Origin of the sequence: Amycolatopsis camponoti, assembly GCF_902497555.1 — a bacterium.
GTDB lineage: Bacteria > Actinomycetota > Actinomycetes > Mycobacteriales > Pseudonocardiaceae > Amycolatopsis > Amycolatopsis camponoti.
Genome location: NZ_CABVGP010000001.1, coordinates 590191 through 608580, shown reverse-complemented (window position 1 = coordinate 608580; position 18390 = coordinate 590191). Strand labels below are relative to the sequence as shown.

The window sequence follows — 18390 nt, the reverse complement described above, 5'->3', positions numbered from 1 at the left end:
CACTAGCAGGTGCCCAGTTCGAAGGCGAGGTCCCAGATCACCGCGGTGACGCCGAGATCCGCCGCCCGGCCGAGGTCCTTGACGGAGCACGCCATGACGTTCCCGCTCGTCGGCGTCGGCCTGCCGATCATCGAGCCGCTGGCCCGCCCCGGCGCGATCCGGCGGATCGCGCTCGCCGCCGGGGAACCCCGCGAGGGGGGCGGAGCACAGCGCCCGGATCGGACACGCCCCGCGAAAATCTCATTTGTTCGCAGGTCAGCTACCCAGAGCGACGGTTCGGCTGCGGTTTTTGTCGGTGCCGTCCGCCATGATGTCTGCGCGGTCCGGACCGGGCGGCCCGGAGGGAGGAGATGGACGTGGCGACAGTGCTGACCACCGCGGCGATCGTGCTCGCGGTCCTGTTGCTGTTCGCCGTCGCGGTGCTGTGGCGGCTCTACAACGACGGGATGCGCCGGGCGGACGCGGCGGCCCGGCAGGTGGCGGCCGAGCGGGCGAAGTCGGACCAGCAGCAGCTGGCGCTGCGCCGCTACGAGGTCGCGTTCGCCTCGATCAGCGGACGTGGCGAACTGGGCGAGCAGGTGCTGGTCGAAACCGCGCGGGCGCTCGGGCTGCGCGAGAATCTGCACTTCACCCTGCAGACGGACGTGGGCGGCGGCGGCTCGGCGAAACCGGACATGGTGCTGCGGGTGGGCGGCGACCGCACGGTGCCGGTGGACGCGAAGGCGAGCATGGCGATCTGGGCCGAGGCGGTCGAGACCGACGACCCGGCCGAGCGGATCGACGCGTTGCGCGCGCACGTCCGTCAGGTCCGCTCCCGGGCGGCCGAGCTGGCGGGCAAGGGCTACCAGCGCTGGGCCGACGCGATCTACGGAACGATCATGTTCGTGCCGTCCGACGCCGCCGTGGTCGCGGCTTTGGACACCGACCCGGAGCTGCTGCGCTGGCTCATCGACCGGCGGGTGTTCCTGTGCGGGCCGACCGGGTTCGGGGTGCTGGCCTCGGCGGCGCTGTTCGCGGCGAGCGACCGGACGCTGGAGGCCGACGTCGAACAGGTGCGGGCCGGGGCGGCGGCCGCGCACCGGGCGGCGGGCGGCGCGGTGGAGGCGCTGAACCTGTCGAGCACGCACCTCCAGCGGTTCCTCTCGGCGCGACGGCGGGAGGTGGAAGCGCTGGAGACGTTCCGGGCGACCGTGGCACCGCTGACGGACGCTTCGGGCAGCCCGTCGGCGGTTCCGCAGGTGCGGAAGGGGGACGAACTGGCAGCCAGCTGACCGTTCCTCGGGCTCGGGTCCCCGCGTTCGCCGGCGGGAAGCGCTCGCCGGCCGGCGAGAAGAGTCGGCGCAGTCACTCGTTTCGCTTTCGACGGCGGGCAGCGGTCGCGCGTCCGCCTGGTCCGTGCCCTCGACCGGCCGGCGGGGCGAACCGCGCGCAAGCCTCCGACCTGCGACGACCCTCGCGCCCCCTCGGTGAAAAGGCGACAAACCGGCAACGGCGGCAAAGGACTGGACCACACCACAGCAGCACCCGGCGGGCCACTCGGGTCACGCCGCCGGGTGGCGATACACCCACGTCGGCGGCGGTGCTGGCAAGATCTTCACAACCACGAGATACGGTGTTGTGCTGTGACCGCGATTCGCGATCGCCAGAGCGATCCAGATGCCGACGACGTCCCCGTACCGTGGGACGAGCGTCCAGTCGTCGGTTCGAGGCGCGGACTGCCGTGGTGGGCGGCGGTCCTGGTCGGCCTCGTCCTGGCGGTCGTGGGCGCCCTCATCGGCAAGCCGAGCCAGTCCAGCATCCCGGTGATCTTCACGGTCTGCTACATCGCCGGGGCCGTCATCGCGGTCTGCGCGGTGCGGCGCCGAGGGCTGTTCGGGCCGATGGTGATGCCACCGCTCGTGCTGGCCGTGACCGTGCCCGGCGTGATCCTGCTGACCTCGGGGTCGGCGGGCGACGACATGCTGTCGAAGGTGCTGAGCATCGGCACCCCGCTGATCAACGGCTTCCCGATCATGGCGATCACGACCGGGATCACGCTGCTGATCGGGTTCGTCCGGATCTTCCGCGAACGCGACCCGGACGCCCCCAAGAAGGGCAAAGCGGCCGACCGCCGCCGAGCGGACGAAGACGACGAGAAGCCGTCGACGCGCGCCGCGGCGACGTCGGCCGGTGGCCGTCCGCGGCCGCCGGGGTCGAACCGGACCGGCCAGACACCGCTGCCCTCGGACGCCCGTCGCGCCCGGGACGGCGAACCGCCGCGTCGCCCGCGCCCGCCCGCGGAGGGCGAGCGCCGGACCCCGCGCACCGGCGCCCCGGCCGAACGCGACCGCGGCGCACGCAAGCCACCGCCGGCGGGCCGCCGCACACCGCCCCCCGCGGACAGCGATCCCCGCCGACGCGGCGACGCCCCCCGGCGACGTCCGCGCCCCCCGTCGGAAGACGGCCGCGACACGCCCCCGCCTCGCCGCCCTTCCGGCGGCCGGAGCACCCCACCGCGCCGAAACCGTCCCTGGGACGACGAAGAGCGCTGATCACGACGGAAATGGCGGTCACCTTCCGCGGAAGGTGACCGCCATTTCGCGTACGCGGGTGCAGCGACTCGGTGGATCCGGAGAGACCGCGCGTGCTGCGGCCGCCCGCAACCGGCACCGGGGCGCGCGAGCGGCGGTGAGTCAGCGAGCAGCTGCGGAACGGCCGACGGCGAAGCTCATCGAGCCCGCAACGCAGTTCGGCGGCGAGCCGCAGCCGCGACCCACCGCCGAATCGGACCTGCGAACTCAGACCTTCCGAAGCTCCTTCGGCGGCGCGAAGGTGATCTTCTCGTTCGCCGTGGTCACCTCGTCGACGTCGCCGTAACCGCGCTCGGCCAGCCACGCCAGCAGCTCCATCACCAGCTCGTCCGGCACCGACGCCCCGGAGGTGACCCCGACCGTCGTCACCCCGGCCAGCCACGCCTCGTCGACCTCGTGCGCGAAGTCGACCAGGTACGACGCGCGCGCCCCGGCCTTCAGGGCCACCTCGACCAGGCGCTTCGAGTTGGACGAGTTCGTCGACCCGACCACCAGGACCAGGTCGCACTCCGCGGCCATCGCCTTGACCGCGACCTGGCGGTTCGTCGTCGCGTAGCAGATGTCGTCGCTCGGCGGGTCCGCCAAGCCCGGGAAACGCTCGCGGAGCTGGTCGACGCGCTCCATCGTCTCGTCGACCGACAGCGTCGTCTGGGAGAGCCAGATCACCTTCGACGGGTCGCGGACCTCGACCTTGTCGACGTCCTCCGCCTTGTCGACCAGCTGGACCTTGTCCGGCGCCTCGCCGGCCGTACCCTCGACCTCTTCGTGGCCCTCGTGGCCGATCAGCAGGATGTCGTAGTCGTCCTTGGCGAACCTGTTGACCTCCTTGTGCACCTTCGTCACCAGGGGGCAGGTCGCGTCGATCGTGCGCAGGTTCCGGTCCGCCGCCTCCGCGTGGACCATCGGCGACACGCCGTGGGCCGAAAACACCACCAGCGCGCCCTCGGGCACCTCGGACGTCTCGTCGACGAAGATCGCGCCGCGGTCGCGCAGCGTCTCGACCACGTGCTTGTTGTGGACGATCTCCTTGCGGACGTACACCGGGGCGCCGTAGACCTCGAGGGCCTTCTCGACGGCGATCACCGCGCGGTCGACGCCGGCGCAGTAACCACGGGGTTTGGCGAGCAGCACCCTCTTGCCGGAAGCGGTGCCGGTGATCGTCGGGGTACCCGCGGGCTCGATTCCGGGACTCGCTGAACTCATGGCACCCAGGGTACGGGCAGTCCCGAGACGAACTCGAAGTCCCTTTCGGGTGAGCTTCGTCCCTCTACCGAGCTGTGCCCGGGGTCACGCAACGCGCCCGAACCCACTCTTTCGGTTGGGCAGGATGGCGGATATGCGGCAGGCTGGACGCATGAAGCCATTCCCGCTCCCCCTCCGGGTCGCCGCGGGCCTCGCCGTCAGCACCGCCGAGCGGGTTCGCGAGCTTCCCCGGCAGCTCGCCGGGCTTCCGGTGACCGTCGTCAGCCAGGTGCTGCAGGCCTCCATGCGCGTCCAGCAGCACGTCACCGAGCTGGCGATCAAGGGCGACAACGCCCTGTCCAGCCTGCGGCCCGTCGAAGACGCCCCGAGCTGGGCGACCTTCGACGAAGACCTCGACGTCGCGCCGCGGCCGAACCTCACGCCGGTCGCCGACGTGCCCGAGCCCCGTTCGGAAATCAACGGTCACATTCCGTCAGCGGCCGAACTCGAAGCGGAACTGGGCGACCCCTGGGCCGAGGAGGAGCGCGCGCTCGCCGAGGACCACGCCGACGGCGAGAACGACGCACCGGAAGCCGAGAACAAGCCGCAGCCCGGCACGCCCAAGATCGACAAGAAGGCCAAGAGCGACATCCCCCGGACCAGCGCCGGCGGGTACGACGGCCCGGCCGGGCTCACCGGCTACGACCAGCTCACGCTCCCGCAGCTGCGGGCCCGCCTGCGCCAGCTGTCGATCCCCCAGCTCGAGACGATCCTCGAGTACGAGCGCGCGCACGCCGACCGCTCGTCCTTCACCGGGATGCTGTCCCGCCGGATCGCCAACGCGCGCAAGACCGAGCAGGCCAAGGACAGCGGCGAAGAAAACGACGCGGAAGGCCAGTGACCGAAACCGAAACGAGCACCGCCGAAAAGCCCTGGCCGGTCCGCACGGTCGCGCGCAAGATCGGCGACTGGATCCACCGGCTCGGCAGCGTCTGGGTCGAAGGCCAGGTCACGCAGGTCAACTCGCGGCCGAACACGCAGACCGCGTTCCTCACCTTGCGCGACCCGTCGGCGGACGTCTCGATGTCCGTGACCTGCCCCAACTGGCTGATCCGCGAGATGGAACCACCGCTGCGCGAAGGCGCCAGCGTGGTGGTGCACGCGAAGCCGTCGTTCTTCTTCGGCCGCGGCACGATCAGCCTGCGCGCCGACCAGATCCGCGCCGTCGGCATCGGTGAGCTGCTCGCCCGGATCGAACGCCTGAAGAAGCTGCTGACCGCCGAAGGGCTCTTCTCGGCGCAACGAAAGCGGCCGATCCCGTTCCTGCCGCAGGGCGTCGGGCTGATCACCGGCCGCGCGTCGGCGGCCGAACGCGACGTCCTGGTCAACGCCCAGACCCGGTGGCCGCACGTCCGGTTCAAGGTCATCAACACCGCGGTCCAGGGCTCGCAGGCCGTCCCGCAGGTCATGCGCGCGCTGCGCATCCTGGACGCCGACCCCGAGATCGACGTCATCGTCATCGCCCGCGGCGGCGGCAGCGTCGAGGACCTGCTGCCGTTCTCCGACGAGGCGTTGTGCCGCGCGGTGTCCGCGGCCGGGACGCCGGTGGTCAGCGCGATCGGGCACGAGCCCGACACGCCGCTGCTGGACTACGTCGCCGACCTGCGGTGTTCGACGCCGACCGACGCCGGCAAGCGCATCGTCCCGGACCTCCGCGAGGAGACCGAGCGCGTCCGGCAGATGCGCGACCGCGGCCGGCGCGCGCTGCACGGCTGGGTCGACACCCAGACGCGGCTGCTGAACCAGCTGCGCAGCCGCCCGTCGCTGGCCGACCCGCTGGGCCCGGTCCAGCGGCGCCAGGACGACGTCGACGTCCACCGTGAACGCGCGCGCCGCGCCATGCTGACGCTGCTCGCCAAGGACCAGGCCGAGCTGGCGAGCTCCCGGGCCCGGCTGACCGCGCTCGGCCCGGCCGCGACGCTGGCCCGCGGGTACGCGGTCGTGCAGTTCCTCGACGCCGAAGGCAACCTCCAGGTACTCCGCTCCGTCTCCGAAGTCGAGGCCGGTGCCCAGCTGCGCGTGCGCGTGGCCGATGGCGCGATCGGCGCGGTGGCGGAAGGAGAACAGGGGTGACGCTGAAGGCGGCGACGTTCCTCCCCCTCACCTTGGACGCGGCCCGGCGCTGGGGCTCGCGTCCCCTGCTGGACCAGGCGATCCGCACCGACCGGGCGGCCGCCGAGTGTTGGACGGCGCTGCTCGCCGGCTGCGGGGGCGCCGCCCGGCGCGACCTGGGCCCGCAGCTGCGTCGGCTGTCCGAAGCGACCTCGACGCAAGTCGGCTCGCGCTGGTGGTTCGCCGAGGGTGCCGGGCACCGCAAACGGGTGGCGGGCGCCCAGGAGAACCTCGAAGAGGCGATCGCGGAGGGTGACGGCCAGGAGTTCGCGCTGGCGTTCGTCGGGTACGACCACGCGATGGCGAGCGCGGTAGTGTGCGCCACCAGCAGCGCAAGCCGGAAGGTCGGAGAACGTCCAGCGTGAGTGAAGCAGCCAGCGAGGAACTCGGCTACGAGCAGGCCCGTGACCGCCTCGTCGAGGTCGTCCGGGAGCTCGAGGCCGGTGGCCTGTCCCTCGAGCAGTCGCTCGCGTTGTGGGAGAAGGGCGAGAAGCTCGCGAAGGTCTGTGAGCGCCATCTCGAAGGCGCGCGCGAACGCATCGAGGCTGCTCTGGCGTCCGTCGAAGACGAAACCGGCGACGGTCAGTGACGTTTGCCATGCTTTCGGCATCGGGAAACCGGACAGGGATCTGACAGACTGTTCACCCGTCAGTTCCACGATCCGGGAGGCCTGATGTCCACCGAGCCGCGACGCCGTGAAGCGCCCGACCGCAACCTGGCGATGGAGCTGGTCCGCGTGACCGAGGCCGCCGCGATGGCGGCCGGCCGCTGGGTCGGCCGCGGCGACAAGATCGGCGGGGACGGCGCGGCCGTCGACGCGATGCGCCAGCTCGTCTCGACGGTGTCGATGCGCGGGGTGGTGGTGATCGGCGAGGGCGAGAAGGACGAAGCGCCCATGCTGTTCAACGGCGAAGAGGTCGGCAACGGCGACGGGCCGGACTGCGACGTCGCGGTCGACCCGGTCGACGGCACGACGCTGATGGCGAAGGGCATGCCGAACGCCCTCGCGGTGCTCGCGGTCGCCGAGCGCGGCGCGATGTTCGACCCGTCCGCGGTGTTCTACATGGAGAAGCTGGCCGTCGGGCCGGAGGCGGCGGGCAAGGTCGAGCTGGGCGCGCCGATCGCCGAGAACATCCGGCGCGTCGCCAAGGCGAAGAACAGCAGCGTCGGCGACGTCACCGTGTGCATCCTCGACCGCCCGCGCCACGAGCAGCTCATCAAGGAGGTCCGCGACGCCGGCGCGCGGATCCGGTTCATCTCCGACGGCGACGTCGCGGGCGCGATCGCCGCGGCCCGCCCGACCACCGGCGTCGACATGCTGGTCGGCATCGGCGGCACCCCAGAAGGCATCATCGCGGCCTGCGCGATGAAATGCCTCGGCGGTGAGCTGCAGGGCCGCCTGTGGCCGAAGGACGACGCCGAGCGCGAGAAGGCCATCGCCGCCGGTCACGACCTCGACCGCGTGCTGCTGAACGACGACCTCGTGCGCGGCGACAACGTCTTCTTCTGCGCCACCGGCGTCACCGACGGCGACCTGCTGCGCGGGGTCCACTACCGCGAGGGCGGCGCGACGACGCAGTCCATCGTGATGCGGTCCAAGTCCGGGACCGTCAGAATGATCGACGGCTACCACCGGCTCACCAAGCTGCGGGCGTACTCCTCGGTCAACTTCGACGGCCACCTGGACGCGCCCGACGACGACGTCGTTCCCCCGCTGCCGTAGAAGGAGATCCGTGACCAGGCGCGTACTGGCCCTGCTGGTCCTGATGTTCGCCCTGGTCCCCGCCACCGCGTCGGCCGAACCGGCCATCGTCGGGGGCGCCGCCGCCGACCAGCCGTACCCGTTCGCGGTGTCGCTGCACTCGTCGACCGGCAAGCTGTTCTGCGCCGGGGCGCTGATCGCCCCCACGTGGGTGGTGACGGCCGCGCACTGCGCGTTCGACAAGGCCCCGGCCGGGATTTCCGTGCGGACGGGAACGAACGACGTGGGCCAGGGCGGTGAGGTCGACCAGGTCGCCGACGTCGTCGTGAACCCGGCCTTCAACACGCAGAGCCCGGCGGGCGACATCGCGCTGCTGCGGCTGGTCACCCCGGTCAAGGCGGCACCGGTCGCGCTGGCCACGTCGGCGGCACCGGGCACGGCCACCCGGATCCTCGGCTGGGGCCAGACCTGCCCGAAGATCAACTGCGGCCAGATCCCCACGACGCTGCAGCAGCTCGACACGCACATCGTCGAGGGAGCGAAGTGCACGTCGGTGTTCGACGGCACGGCCGAGCTGTGCACCGACAACCCCGGTGGCAAGGCCGGAGCGTGCTTCGGCGACTCGGGCGGCCCCGAGGTCGTCCGCGACGGCGACCAGTGGCTGCTCGTGGGCGTCACCAGCCGGCCGGGCAACAACGACCCGGTGTGCGCGTCGGCGCCGTCGATCTACACGTCGGTCGTCGCGTACGCGCCCTGGATCGCGGAGAAGACGAAAGCCTGACTTACTCGGCGTTGCTCGAGTGGCCTGGGAACAGGTGGGCGTCCGGGTCGAGGGCGACGGCGATGTTGTTGACGGCCGTCGCGGCCTCGCCGAAGCCGGTCGCGATCAGCTTGACCTTCCCCGGGTACGCGGCGACGTCGCCGGCGGCGTAGACGCGTTCGCGCGCGGTGGCCATCGTCGAGTCGACCGCGATGGCCCGGTGGTCGATCTCCAGGCCCCAGCTCTCGATCGGGCCGAGGTCGGCGGTGAACCCGAGGGCCGCGACGACGGCGTTGGCCGGCAGCCGTTCGTCACCGGCGCCCTTGATCGAGAGGTCGACGGCTTCGAGCGCACCGCTCTCGTTTTCGACGAACCGCGTGACCTCGGCGTCGGTGATGATCCGGGTACCGAGCTCGCGCGCCTGCCGGACGATCGACTCGGCGGCCCGGAACTTGGCGCGGCGGTGGACGAGCGTCACGCTCGCCGCGACCGGGTGCAGGGCGAGGATCCAGTCGAAGGCGGAGTCGCCCCCGCCGACGACCACGACGTGCTGCCCGGCGTGCACCTGCAGCGACGGCACGAAGTGGACCATGCCGCGGCCGAGCCAGCCGTCGCCGGCCGGCAGCGGGCGCGGGGTGAACTCGCCGATGCCCGCGGTGACGAGCACCGCGCGGGCCTTGAGGGTTTCGCCGCCGTCGAGGGTCAGCTCGACCCCGGTTTCCGTCGACTCCAGCTTTTCGGCCTTGCGCCCCAGCAGGTACTTCGGCTTGAACGGCGCGGCCTGCTTCACCAGGCCGTCGATGAGGTCGCGGCCGCGGACCTCGGCGAACCCGCCGACGTCGTAGATCATCTTCTCGGGGTACATCGCCGTCACCTGGCCGCCGGGCTCGGGCAGCGAGTCGACCACCGCCATCGAAAGGCCGCGGAACCCGGCGTAGTAGGCGGCGAAGAGGCCGGTCGGGCCCGCGCCGATGATCACGAGGTCGTAGGAGTCCCCAGAAACGTCAGTCATGCTCGCTCCAGCCAGTGGTGGATGGCGGTGATCGAGAACACATCCGATCCTAGCGGGATCGGAGTTCACTCGACGGCGTGCGACACAGGCGCCCCGACGACCGGCGGCCACCGTGGGGTGCGCGGCGGACGGCGCTGAGCGGAGCGGCGGCGGTCGTGGCGCTGCTCGGCTGGTTGGTGCTCGCGGTGTGGCTGGGACTGCCGTCGGCCGAACCGGTGGGCTTCCTCCCGTTCGTCTTCGGCGCGTTCGCGGCTCTGGTCGTGGTCGGCCGCTGGCTGGCGCGGACGGGCCTCCTGCTCGCGCTCCTCGCGCTGCTGCCGGTGCTCGCCGCGGTGCTCGGCGGCTGGACGGCGATCGGCGACGAGGTCCTGCTCGCGCGGGGAAAGCCGGTCGACGTGCTGGTGACCGCCGAACACGCGCACCGGCTGCGGGGTGGCCCCGCTTACACCTACGACGTGCGGAACCCGGACGGCAGCCCGGAATCGCTCGACCCGGGCGCCGGGACACGGCTGGCGGTGGGCGGCCGGGTGGACGTCGTCGAGGATCCGGCCGGGCTCGTCGCGACGCAGCTCGCCGGGCGGCAAGCGCCGGCGGTGCCGCTGGTGTCGGGGTCTCTGGGCGCGGCGTGCCTGGTGGCGGCGGTCGCCGTCACGGCGGTGGCCGGCGAACGGCGCAGGGTGCGCAACGCCACCACGCGGTGACTCGCGAACAGGTCCAGAATCGGTGTCATGGCTGACCAGGAATACCGGATCGAACACGACACCATGGGCGAGGTCCGCGTGCCGGTCGACGCGCTCTACCGGGCGCAGACCCAGCGGGCCGTCGAGAACTTCCCCATCTCCGGCCGGGGCCTGGAGCGCGCCCAGATCCGCGCGCTCGGCCTGCTCAAGGCCGCTGCCGCGCGCGTGAACCTCAAGCTCGGCGTGCTCGACGCCGACGTCGCGAACGCCATCGCCGAAGCCGCCGACGAGGTCGCCGAAGGTGCCCACGACGCGCACTTCCCGATCGACGTCTTCCAGACCGGCTCGGGGACGTCGTCGAACATGAACGCCAACGAGGTGATCGCCACCCTCGCCACCCGGGCCCTCGGCAAGGACGTGCACCCGAACGACCACGTCAACGCCTCGCAGTCGTCGAACGACACCTTTCCCACGACCATCCACGTCGCCGCGACCGAAGCCGTCCTCAAGGACGTCATCCCGGCGCTTGAGTACCTCGCCGGCGCCATCGAGGTCCGCGCCGCGGAGTGGACCGATGTCGTGAAGTCCGGTCGCACGCACCTCATGGACGCCGTCCCGATCACCCTCGGCCAGGAAGCCGGCGCGTGGGCCTCGCAGGTCCGCTTCGGCATCGAACGGCTGAAGTCGGGCCTGCCGCGGCTGGGCGAGCTGCCGATCGGCGGCACGGCCGTCGGCTCGGGCCTCAACGCGCCGGACGGCTTCGGCTCGAGCGTGGCGACCGAGCTCGCCACCGTCACCGGCCTGCCGCTGACCGAGGCCCGCGACCACTTCGAGGCGCAGGCGACGCAGGACAGCGTCGTCGAGACGTCCGGGCACCTGCGCACCGTCGCCGTGTCGCTCAACAAGATCGCCAACGACCTGCGCTGGCTGGGTTCCGGCCCGCGCACCGGCCTGGCCGAGCTGGCGCTGCCGGACCTGCAGCCGGGCTCGTCGATCATGCCGGGCAAGGTCAACCCGGTCATCCCGGAGGCGACGCTGCAGGTGGTCGCGCAGGTGATCGGAAACGACGCGGCCGTCGCCTTCGCCGGAGCCGCGGGCAACTTCCAGCTGAACGTCAACCTGCCGGTGATCGCCCGCAACGTCCTCGAGTCGGCGCGCCTGCTCGCCGCCGTCTCGCGGCTGCTGGCGGACAAGGTGTTCGACGGCGTCAAGGCCAACGTCGACCGCGCCCGCCAGTACGCCGAGGGTTCGCCGTCGATCGTGACGCCGTTGAACAAGTACATCGGCTACGAAGAAGCGGCTGCGGTGGCGAAGCAGGCGTTGAAGGAGCTGAAGACGATCCGCGAAGTCGTCATCGAACGCGGGTACGTGAAGGACGGCAAGCTCACCGAAGAGCAGCTCGACGAAGCGCTCGACGTCCTCCGCATGGCCCGCGGCGGCAAGTGACCCGCTACCGCCGGCGCAGGCGCGCGTCCGCCAGCGCCGGCGGGGTGTAGTCCTTCTCGGCCGGGTTCAGGTCCGTGCCCGGCGGGACGATCTCGTCGATGCGGTCCAGCACCTCGTCGTCCAGCACCAGGTCCGCGCCCGCCAGCAGGTCGTCGAGCTGTGACGGCGTGCGGGGGCCGATGATCGCCGACGTCACGCCCGGGTGGGCCCGGACGAACGCCGTCGCCAGGTGCGTGAGCGGCCGGCCCAGGTCGTCGGCGATCTTCTTCAGCTGCGCGATCGCCTCGAACTTGACGGCGTTCTCCGGCAGCGCCGGGTCGAACTTGTGCGCCTGCAACGTCCGGCGGCCTTCGGAAAGGTCCACATCGGACGGTTTCAGGTACTTTCCCGACAGCCAGCCGCTGGCCAGCGGGCTCCAGGTCAGCACGCCCATGCCGTACTTCCGCGCGGTCGGCAGCACGGCGGCCTCGATCGCCCGGTTGAAGATCGAGTACGGCGGCTGCTCGGCGCGGAACCGTGCCAGGCCGCGCTTTTCCGCCACCCACTGGGCTTCCACGATCTGCTCGGCCGGGAAGTCCGACGACCCGATCGCGCGGACCTTGCCCTGCCGCACGAAATCCGTCAGCACCGACAGGGTTTCCTCGATGTCGGTGGCCGGGTCCGGCCGGTGGACTTGGTAGAGGTCGACGTAGTCGGTGTCGAGCCGCCGGAGACTGTCGTCCAGGGCCCGGGTCAGCCAACGCCTCGAGAGCCCGCCCTGGTTGGGGTCGGCACCCATCTGGAAGAAGCCCTTGGTGGCCAGCACGACGTCGTCGCGGCGGCCCTTCAGCGCCTGGCCGACGATCCGCTCGTTCTCGCCGTCGCTGTACATGTCCGCGGTGTCCCAGAAGTTGACCCCCGCGTCGAGCGCGGTGTGCAGCATCCGGACGCCTTCCTCGTGGTCCGGATTGCCCCACTTGCCCAGCATCATCGCGCCGAACGCGTATTCGCTGACCGAGATGCCCGTGCCGCCCAAAGTTCGTCGTTTCATGCCACCACTCTGGAAGCGGCGAAGCGGACGGACCAGGTCACGCTCGACCTGGGTCTGGCAGTACCAGGCGGGAAACCGCCAGCCGGGAATACTGGAGGCATGAGTGACGCAGCCGAGCTGGGCGCCTTCCTGAAGGCGCGCCGCGCCGCACTGGACCCCGCCGACCTGGGCCTCCCGCCCGGGATCACGCAGCGGCGGGTCAAGGGCCTGCGGCGCGAGGAGCTGGCGCAGCTGTCCGGCATCAGCGTCGACTACTACACGCGGCTGGAGCAGGGCCGCGCGAAGAACGTCTCGGACGCGATCCTCGACGCGCTGGCCCGCGCGCTGCGGCTCAACGCCGGTGAGGAGTCCTACCTGCGCAACCTCGCCGCGCCCAAGCGCCGTGACGAGCGCGCGCCGCAGCGGGTCCGGCCCGAGCTGCAGCAGCTCCTGGACGCGATCCAGGCGCCGGCGTTCGTCTTCGGCCGGTACATGGACGTGCTGGCGTGGAACGCGCTCGGCGGCGCGGTCGCGTTCGCCTTCGCCGACCTGGACGAGCGCAACATGCCGAAGCTGATCTTCCTCGACGAGCGCGCGAAGCAGCTGCACCCGGAGTACGACGCGGTGTGCCGCGAGCTGGTCGCGAACCTGCGCGCGGAGAGCGGACGGCATCCCGGCGACCCGCGGTTCGCCCAGCTGATCGGTGAGCTGTCCCTGGCCAGCGAACAGTTCCGGAAGCTGTGGGCCGAGCACGCGGTGCTGGAGAAGGCGCAGGGGTGGAAGGTGCTGCGCAACCCCGTCGTCGGCGAGCTGCGGCTGCGCTACGAGACGCTCCGCCTGCCCCAGGACCCCGACCAGGGCATGGTCGTCTACCACGCCGAACCCGGGTCGGAGACCGAACGCGCGCTCGGCCTGCTGGCCAGCTGGGTCGCCGATGAACGACCGGTGAACACTCGGTCGTCGGAACCCCACGCCGGGTGAGCGCTCCTTAGGCTGCTTCACCTGGGGAGTCAGGGGTAGAGGAGCAGCACGGTGGGCGTCGGCGCGACGATGCAGTCACTCGCCGAAATCCTGAGCTCGGACTCCGGCAGCCTCGTCCTGGGCCTCGCCGCGCTGGTCGCGATCGCCGCGCCGTTCATCGACCGCTACTTCATCCGGCGGCGCCGGCTGACGTTCCGGGTGCTCTACAACTCCAAGATCGGGCTGTCCCCGATCGACCTGCACGACGGCGAAAACGGCTCCGCGCAGGCGGCCCCGCAGCTGGAGCAGGTCGCGCGGCTGCTCGACCGGATGAGCATCGTCGTCATCCGGGTGCACAACACCGGCAGCTTCGACATCGCGCCGGGCGACTTCGAAATCCCGCTCTCGTTCACCTTCGGCAGCCGGATCGTCTGGGACGCGCGCGTGTCCGACGCGACCGACGACGGCCTGCGCCAGCACGTCCGCGACGGCCTCGAGTTCTTCACCCGCGAGACGCCGCAGAAGCCGGTCGAAGCGGTGAAGCTCTCTCGCGTACGCGCGCTGCTGCCGAAACGGCTGGCCGGGCTCGCCGCGGCTGAGGCACCGCCCGAGGCGCCCGAGTGGCACGGCGTGCGGTTCGCGCGGCTTTCCTTGAAGCGCAAGGAAAAGTTCAAGCTGGTCGTCGTCCTGCGGGAGTCCGACGGGTACGAAGGCGAGATCAGCAAGGAGATCGACCACCACGCGCGGCTCGCCGCCGGCCGGATCAAGGACGACCGCAAGCAGCGCCGGTTCGGCTGGCCGGTCATCACGACGGCGGTCGGCGTGCTGCTGACCGGCGCCCTGCTCGCGACACTGCTGGTCTCGTGGTCCCGGCCGGGCGACTCCGCGCAGTGCGCCACCGGCAAGCTGTCGGTCGAGGGGTCGAGCGCGTTCGTCCCGATCATCGACAGCATCGCCGCCGAGTACCACGGCCAGTGCGACGGCGCGGCGATCACGACCCGCGCGACCGGCAGCGTCACCGGCGTTCGCGCGCTCGCCCCGGTCGACGCCGCCGGCAAGGACGAGCTGGCGGTGCTCTCGGACGGCCGGTCCGGCGAAGCAGGCCCGGACCTGGAGGCGAAGGCCGTCGCGGTGGTCGTCTACACGCTGGTCGTCAACCGCGGCGCCGGGGTCGACAATCTGACGATCCAGCAGGTCAAGGACATCTTCAGCGGCCGGGTGCGGAACTGGGACCAGCTGCGGCCGGGGCCGTCGGTGCCGATCGGGATCGTCGGGCGCGGGCAGGAGTCGGGCACGCGCAAGACCTTCGAGCAGAAGGTGCTCGGCGGCGCGGAGGACCGGCTGACGTCGGACTCGTGCCGCAAGCCCGAGCGCGACCCGGCTGCGGCGACCACGCGCTGCGAGCGCGGCACGACCGCCGAGGTGCTCACCGAAGTCGCCGCCGTGCCGGGCGCGATCGGGTACGCCGACGTCCCCGCGGCGAAAGCAGCAGCGGCCCGCAACCAGCTCGGCATCGTGCAGCTCGACGGCCACTACCCCGACGTCACGACCATCGACGCCGGGTATCGGTTCTGGACCGTCGAGTACCTCTACACCAAGGGCGTGCCGTCGAACGGGAGCGTGCTGAAGCGGTTCCTCGACTACCTGGCGAGCCCGACCGCGCGGGCGGAGCTGCAGGACGCCGGGTACACCCCTTGCGTGGCCAAGGACGGCCTGCTCGACCCCCTCTGCACCAGGCCGGACATCTGACCGTCCTGAAATTGTCGGTGGTCCGGGTCATGATGTCCGGGTGTTGCTGAGCGAGATAGTCCGGGCGTCCGCCGAGCTGGCGGCGACGAGGTCCAGGAAGGCGAAGATCGCCATCCTGGCCGCACTGCTGCGCGCGGCCGAGTTCACCGAGCTGGCCACGGTCATCGCCTACCTGACCGGGCAGACGGCGCAGGACCGGCTGGGTGCGGGCTGGCGCACCCTGGCCGGGCTCGGCGCGTCACCCGCCGCGTCGCCGGTGATCACGGTGCTGGAGGTGGACGCGGCCTTGACAGAGGCCGCCGGCGTAGCCGCGGGCACGGGCTCTTCGACACGACGGCAGGACGTGCTGCGGGAACTGTTCGCCCGGCTCACCGAGGAGGAGCAGCAGTTCCTGTTCCGGCTGGTCACCGGCGAGCTGCGGCAGGGTGCGCTCGAGGGCGTGATGATCGACGCGATCGCGGCGGCGGCCGAGGTGCCGGCCGTCGACGTGCGGCGCGCGTTCATGCTGTCCGGGAAGCTCGGCGTCACCGGCGTCGCGGCGCTGACCGGTGGGCAGGAAGCGCTGGCGGAGTTCCGGCTGACGCTGGGCACGCCGATCAAGCCCATGCTCGCGTCGCCGGCGGAGTCGCTGGACGAAGCCGTCGCCGAGCACGCCGAGGCGATCGTCGAGTACAAGATGGACGGTGCGCGGATCCAGGTGCACCGCCAGGGTGACGAGGTGCACGTCTGGACGCGGACGCTGCGCGAGATCACCGGGAGCGTGCAGGAGCTGGTCGAGCTCGTGCGGGCGCTGCCGTGCGAGTCCGTGGTCCTCGACGGCGAAACGCTGGCGCTGACCGACGCCGGGCGGCCGCGGCCGTTCCAGGACACGATGAGCCGGTTCGGCAGCACGCGCGACGAGCAGGTGAAGGCGCTGCTGCTGCGGCCGTACTTCTTCGACTGCCTGCACCTCGACGGCGTCGACCTGCTGGACGCGCCGCTGTCCGAACGCAACGCGGCCCTGCGCAAGGTCGCCGGAGCGCACGTGATCCCCGGCGAGGTGGGTGTGGCGGGAGCGGCCGCCGTGCTGGAGGCGGCGATGGAGGCCGGGCACGAAGGGGTGATGGTCAAGGACCTGGCGTCACCGTACGCGGCCGGGCGGCGCGGGCGGGCGTGGCTCAAGGTCAAGCCGGTGCACACGATCGACCTCGTGGTGCTCGCGGCCGAGTGGGGCCACGGGCGGCGCACGGGCTCGCTGTCGAACCTGCACCTGGGCGCACGCGACCCGGACGGCGGCCCGCCGATCATGGTGGGCAAGACGTTCAAGGGCATGACCGACGAGATCCTCGCGTGGCAGACGAGGACGTTCCAGGAGATCGAGACCCACCGCGACGACTGGACGGTGTACGTCCGCCCGGAGGTCGTGGTGGAGATCGAGCTGGACAGCGCCCAGGTTTCGACGCGTTACCCGGGCGGGCTGGCGCTGCGGTTCGCGCGGGTGGTCCGCTACCGCCCGGACAAAGACCCGGCGGAGGCGGACACGATCGACACCGTCCGCGGATTGCTGCACGGCGACCGCTCGGAAGGGAGCTGACGACGAAAGTATCGATCACGACATCGGGCGTCTCCGCGGTGCTTTCCTCGTAAAAGGAAAGACGAAAGTCGATGTTGCCCTCTCCCGCTCCTGAGCAGAGTGGCTGACGGAGTTTCCTTCAGCCAAGGGAGAAAGCATGAGAGTGCGCGCTGTGTCCGGTTTGCTCGCGAGCACCACCCTGCTCGTGACCGCGTTCGCCGTTCCGGCGTCGGCCACGCCGGTGCCGAGCACGCCGAACACCGGGCACCAGCCGTCGAAGCACCACTTCTCGGCGGCCGCGCAGTCGTTCGTCGGCGCCGACACCGTGCAGAAGCGCGTCGCCAAGCTGGAAGCGGCGATGGCGTCGCTGCCCAAGGAGAGCACCGCGTACAACGCGACGAAGCTGTGGAACGCCGGGATCACCGGCGCGGGCAGCACCGTCGCGACACTGGTGTCCTTCGGCGACGACCAGGTCAAGCAGGTTCTCGACACGTACTCGAAGAACCACGGCCTGCCGCCGGCGAACGTCGAGGTCATCGAGCCGTCCGGCGCGGTGCCCGCGTGCACCGACCCCGGCGTCGACACCGCGACCTGCCAGGGCTGGGGCGGCGAGACCGACCTCGACGTCACGATGATGCACGCCATGGCGCCGAACGCGAAGATCATCGTCGCGGCGACGCCCGTCGCGGAGACGCAGGGCTTCACCGGCCTGCCCGAGATGATGCACGCCGTCGACTACATGACCGAGCACAAGCTGGCCGACGTCATCTCGATGAGCTTCGGCACCACCGAAGAGAACTTCCCGTCGTTCGACTCGATCAAGACGCTCGACCCGGCGCTCGACCGCGCGAGCAAGGCCGGGGTCACGATGGTCGCCTCCTCCGGTGACGACGGCCCGACCGGCGGGTACCTCTACGGCCCGGGCAACTACCCGTACCGCGTCGCGAGCTGGCCGGCGTCCGACCCGCGCGTCACGACGCTCGGCGGCACGCAGCTGCACCTCGACGCGAACGGCGCGCGCACCAAGGCGGACGACGTCGTGAACGTCGCCGACAACGGTTTCTCCGAAGGCGCCGGGCTGTCGAAGACGTACGCGCGGCCGAACTGGCAGGACGGCGTCAAGAAGATCACCGGCAGCAAGATGCGCTCGTTCCCGGACATCAGCATGGAAGGCGTGTACGGGACGTCGCAGTCCGCGCCGCTGTTCGCCGGCGTGCTCGCGCTCGCGGTGCAGGCCAAGCACGGCAGGCTCGGCCAGATCAACCCGGCGCTGTACACGAAGCTCGGCCCGGCGGGCACGAAGGCGGGCATCGTCGACGTCACCGAAGGTGACAACAGCCAAGACGGTGTCACCGGTTTCACCGCGGCGAAAGGCTTCGACATCGCCAGTGGCTGGGGCACGGTCGACGCGTCGGTTTTCGTTCCCGCACTGGTGAAAGCACTGCGTTGACAAACACTGCGCTGACAATTTAACCGGAATCAGCGATATTCGGTTTATTCGACGCGGGAAATGACAGGAATTTTACCCACAGGACGCGGACCCGGTCGTCAGTACGATGCTGCTCCCTGAAGACCCGCTCAGTCCCCGAGCGGTCA

18 protein-coding genes are annotated in these 18390 nt (G+C 71.1%); 14 read left to right on the top strand and 4 right to left on the bottom strand.

Annotated elements, in window-relative coordinates; genetic code table 11:
• Positions 1–2: 2 nt before the first annotated feature.
• A complete protein-coding gene (locus tag AA23TX_RS50695) occupies positions 3–131 on the bottom strand; it encodes a hypothetical protein (RefSeq protein WP_277875370.1) in 129 nt (42 codons plus the stop codon).
• Positions 132–356: 225 nt separating this feature from the next.
• On the opposite strand from AA23TX_RS50695, the gene AA23TX_RS02990 reads away from it, so the two are divergent.
• Together AA23TX_RS02990 and AA23TX_RS02985 are read left to right on the top strand one after the other, a co-directional pair.
• Positions 357–1271: a DNA recombination protein RmuC gene (locus AA23TX_RS02990; protein ID WP_155541056.1), complete on the top strand. Its 915-nt coding sequence runs from the start codon at positions 357–359 to the stop codon at positions 1269–1271.
• A gap of 351 nt (positions 1272–1622) precedes the next feature.
• Complete coding sequence (locus AA23TX_RS02985) at positions 1623–2531, top strand: DUF6542 domain-containing protein (RefSeq protein WP_196425163.1); 909 nt, start codon at positions 1623–1625, stop codon at positions 2529–2531.
• Positions 2532–2777: 246 nt separating this feature from the next.
• Here AA23TX_RS02985 and AA23TX_RS02980 read toward each other — a convergent pair whose 3' ends face one another.
• The gene (locus tag AA23TX_RS02980; RefSeq protein WP_196425162.1) at positions 2778–3773 is read right to left on the bottom strand and encodes a 4-hydroxy-3-methylbut-2-enyl diphosphate reductase; all 996 of its coding nucleotides are present in this window, start codon (positions 3771–3773) and stop codon (positions 2778–2780) included.
• 151 nt (positions 3774–3924) lie between these two features.
• Between AA23TX_RS02980 and AA23TX_RS02975 the strand changes: the two genes are divergently transcribed.
• From AA23TX_RS02975 to AA23TX_RS02950, 6 genes are all read left to right on the top strand, one after another.
• Positions 3925–4653: a lipid droplet-associated protein gene (locus tag AA23TX_RS02975; protein ID WP_155541055.1), complete on the top strand. Its 729-nt coding sequence runs from the start codon at positions 3925–3927 to the stop codon at positions 4651–4653.
• Positions 4650–5885 carry an exodeoxyribonuclease VII large subunit gene (gene xseA / locus AA23TX_RS02970; RefSeq protein WP_155541054.1) on the top strand — a complete coding sequence of 412 codons (1236 nt, stop codon included), beginning with the start codon at positions 4650–4652 and terminating at the stop codon, positions 5883–5885. The genes AA23TX_RS02975 and xseA overlap by 4 nt, the downstream gene beginning before the upstream one ends.
• Positions 5882–6289: a hypothetical protein gene (locus tag AA23TX_RS02965; RefSeq protein WP_196425161.1), complete on the top strand. Its 408-nt coding sequence runs from the start codon at positions 5882–5884 to the stop codon at positions 6287–6289. Before xseA ends, AA23TX_RS02965 begins: the two co-directional genes overlap by 4 nt.
• A complete protein-coding gene (locus AA23TX_RS02960) occupies positions 6286–6513 on the top strand; it encodes an exodeoxyribonuclease VII small subunit (RefSeq protein WP_155541053.1) in 228 nt (75 codons plus the stop codon). The genes AA23TX_RS02965 and AA23TX_RS02960 overlap by 4 nt, the downstream gene beginning before the upstream one ends.
• A gap of 84 nt (positions 6514–6597) precedes the next feature.
• Positions 6598–7647: a class II fructose-bisphosphatase gene (gene glpX / locus AA23TX_RS02955; protein WP_196425160.1), complete on the top strand. Its 1050-nt coding sequence runs from the start codon at positions 6598–6600 to the stop codon at positions 7645–7647.
• Between the two features lie 10 nt (positions 7648–7657).
• Positions 7658–8407 (top strand): S1 family peptidase, encoded by a 750-nt coding sequence (locus AA23TX_RS02950; RefSeq protein ID WP_230862319.1) that lies wholly within the window; start codon positions 7658–7660, stop codon positions 8405–8407.
• A gap of 1 nt (position 8408) precedes the next feature.
• Here AA23TX_RS02950 and AA23TX_RS02945 read toward each other — a convergent pair whose 3' ends face one another.
• Positions 8409–9398, bottom strand: coding sequence for an NAD(P)/FAD-dependent oxidoreductase (locus AA23TX_RS02945; RefSeq protein ID WP_196425159.1), 990 nt, complete (start codon positions 9396–9398; stop codon positions 8409–8411).
• A 77-nt stretch (positions 9399–9475) separates the two neighbouring features.
• On the opposite strand from AA23TX_RS02945, the gene AA23TX_RS02940 reads away from it, so the two are divergent.
• Together AA23TX_RS02940 and AA23TX_RS02935 are read left to right on the top strand one after the other, a co-directional pair.
• Positions 9476–10099 (top strand): hypothetical protein, encoded by a 624-nt coding sequence (locus AA23TX_RS02940; protein WP_155541052.1) that lies wholly within the window; start codon positions 9476–9478, stop codon positions 10097–10099.
• 27 nt (positions 10100–10126) lie between these two features.
• Complete coding sequence (locus tag AA23TX_RS02935) at positions 10127–11524, top strand: class II fumarate hydratase (RefSeq protein WP_155541051.1); 1398 nt, start codon at positions 10127–10129, stop codon at positions 11522–11524.
• A gap of 4 nt (positions 11525–11528) precedes the next feature.
• Here the strand turns inward: AA23TX_RS02935 and AA23TX_RS02930 are convergent, their stop codons facing one another.
• The gene (locus AA23TX_RS02930) at positions 11529–12554 is read right to left on the bottom strand and encodes an aldo/keto reductase (protein ID WP_155541050.1); all 1026 of its coding nucleotides are present in this window, start codon (positions 12552–12554) and stop codon (positions 11529–11531) included.
• Between the two features lie 99 nt (positions 12555–12653).
• Between AA23TX_RS02930 and AA23TX_RS02925 the strand changes: the two genes are divergently transcribed.
• The 4 genes from AA23TX_RS02925 (at position 12654) to AA23TX_RS02910 (ending at position 18244) form a co-directional block, all read left to right on the top strand.
• On the top strand, positions 12654–13514 hold the full coding sequence (locus AA23TX_RS02925) for a helix-turn-helix domain-containing protein (protein ID WP_155541049.1): 861 nt from the start codon (positions 12654–12656) through the stop codon (positions 13512–13514).
• A gap of 51 nt (positions 13515–13565) precedes the next feature.
• Positions 13566–15242 (top strand): PstS family phosphate ABC transporter substrate-binding protein, encoded by a 1677-nt coding sequence (locus tag AA23TX_RS02920; RefSeq protein WP_155541048.1) that lies wholly within the window; start codon positions 13566–13568, stop codon positions 15240–15242.
• A gap of 40 nt (positions 15243–15282) precedes the next feature.
• Positions 15283–16815: an ATP-dependent DNA ligase gene (locus AA23TX_RS02915; protein ID WP_155541047.1), complete on the top strand. Its 1533-nt coding sequence runs from the start codon at positions 15283–15285 to the stop codon at positions 16813–16815.
• Positions 16816–16951: 136 nt separating this feature from the next.
• Entirely contained in the window at positions 16952–18244 is a 1293-nt protein-coding gene (locus tag AA23TX_RS02910; protein ID WP_196425158.1) for a S53 family peptidase, read from the top strand.
• Positions 18245–18390 lie beyond the last annotated feature (146 nt).

What these genes read in the sequence shown, in the direction of transcription:
- AA23TX_RS50695 (WP_277875370.1), bottom strand. Translation starts at nt 131, where the DNA reads ATGATCGGCAGGCCGACGCCGACGAGCGGGAACGTCATGGCGTGCTCC.
- AA23TX_RS02980 (WP_196425162.1), bottom strand. Translation starts at nt 3,773, where the DNA reads ATGAGTTCAGCGAGTCCCGGAATCGAGCCCGCGGGTACCCCGACGATC.
- AA23TX_RS02975 (WP_155541055.1), top strand. Translation starts at nt 3,925, where the DNA reads ATGAAGCCATTCCCGCTCCCCCTCCGGGTCGCCGCGGGCCTCGCCGTC.
- glpX (WP_196425160.1), top strand. Translation starts at nt 6,598, where the DNA reads ATGTCCACCGAGCCGCGACGCCGTGAAGCGCCCGACCGCAACCTGGCG.
- AA23TX_RS02945 (WP_196425159.1), bottom strand. Translation starts at nt 9,398, where the DNA reads ATGACTGACGTTTCTGGGGACTCCTACGACCTCGTGATCATCGGCGCG.
- AA23TX_RS02935 (WP_155541051.1), top strand. Translation starts at nt 10,127, where the DNA reads ATGGCTGACCAGGAATACCGGATCGAACACGACACCATGGGCGAGGTC.
- AA23TX_RS02930 (WP_155541050.1), bottom strand. Translation starts at nt 12,554, where the DNA reads ATGAAACGACGAACTTTGGGCGGCACGGGCATCTCGGTCAGCGAATAC.
- AA23TX_RS02925 (WP_155541049.1), top strand. Translation starts at nt 12,654, where the DNA reads ATGAGTGACGCAGCCGAGCTGGGCGCCTTCCTGAAGGCGCGCCGCGCC.
- AA23TX_RS02910 (WP_196425158.1), top strand. Translation starts at nt 16,952, where the DNA reads ATGAGAGTGCGCGCTGTGTCCGGTTTGCTCGCGAGCACCACCCTGCTC.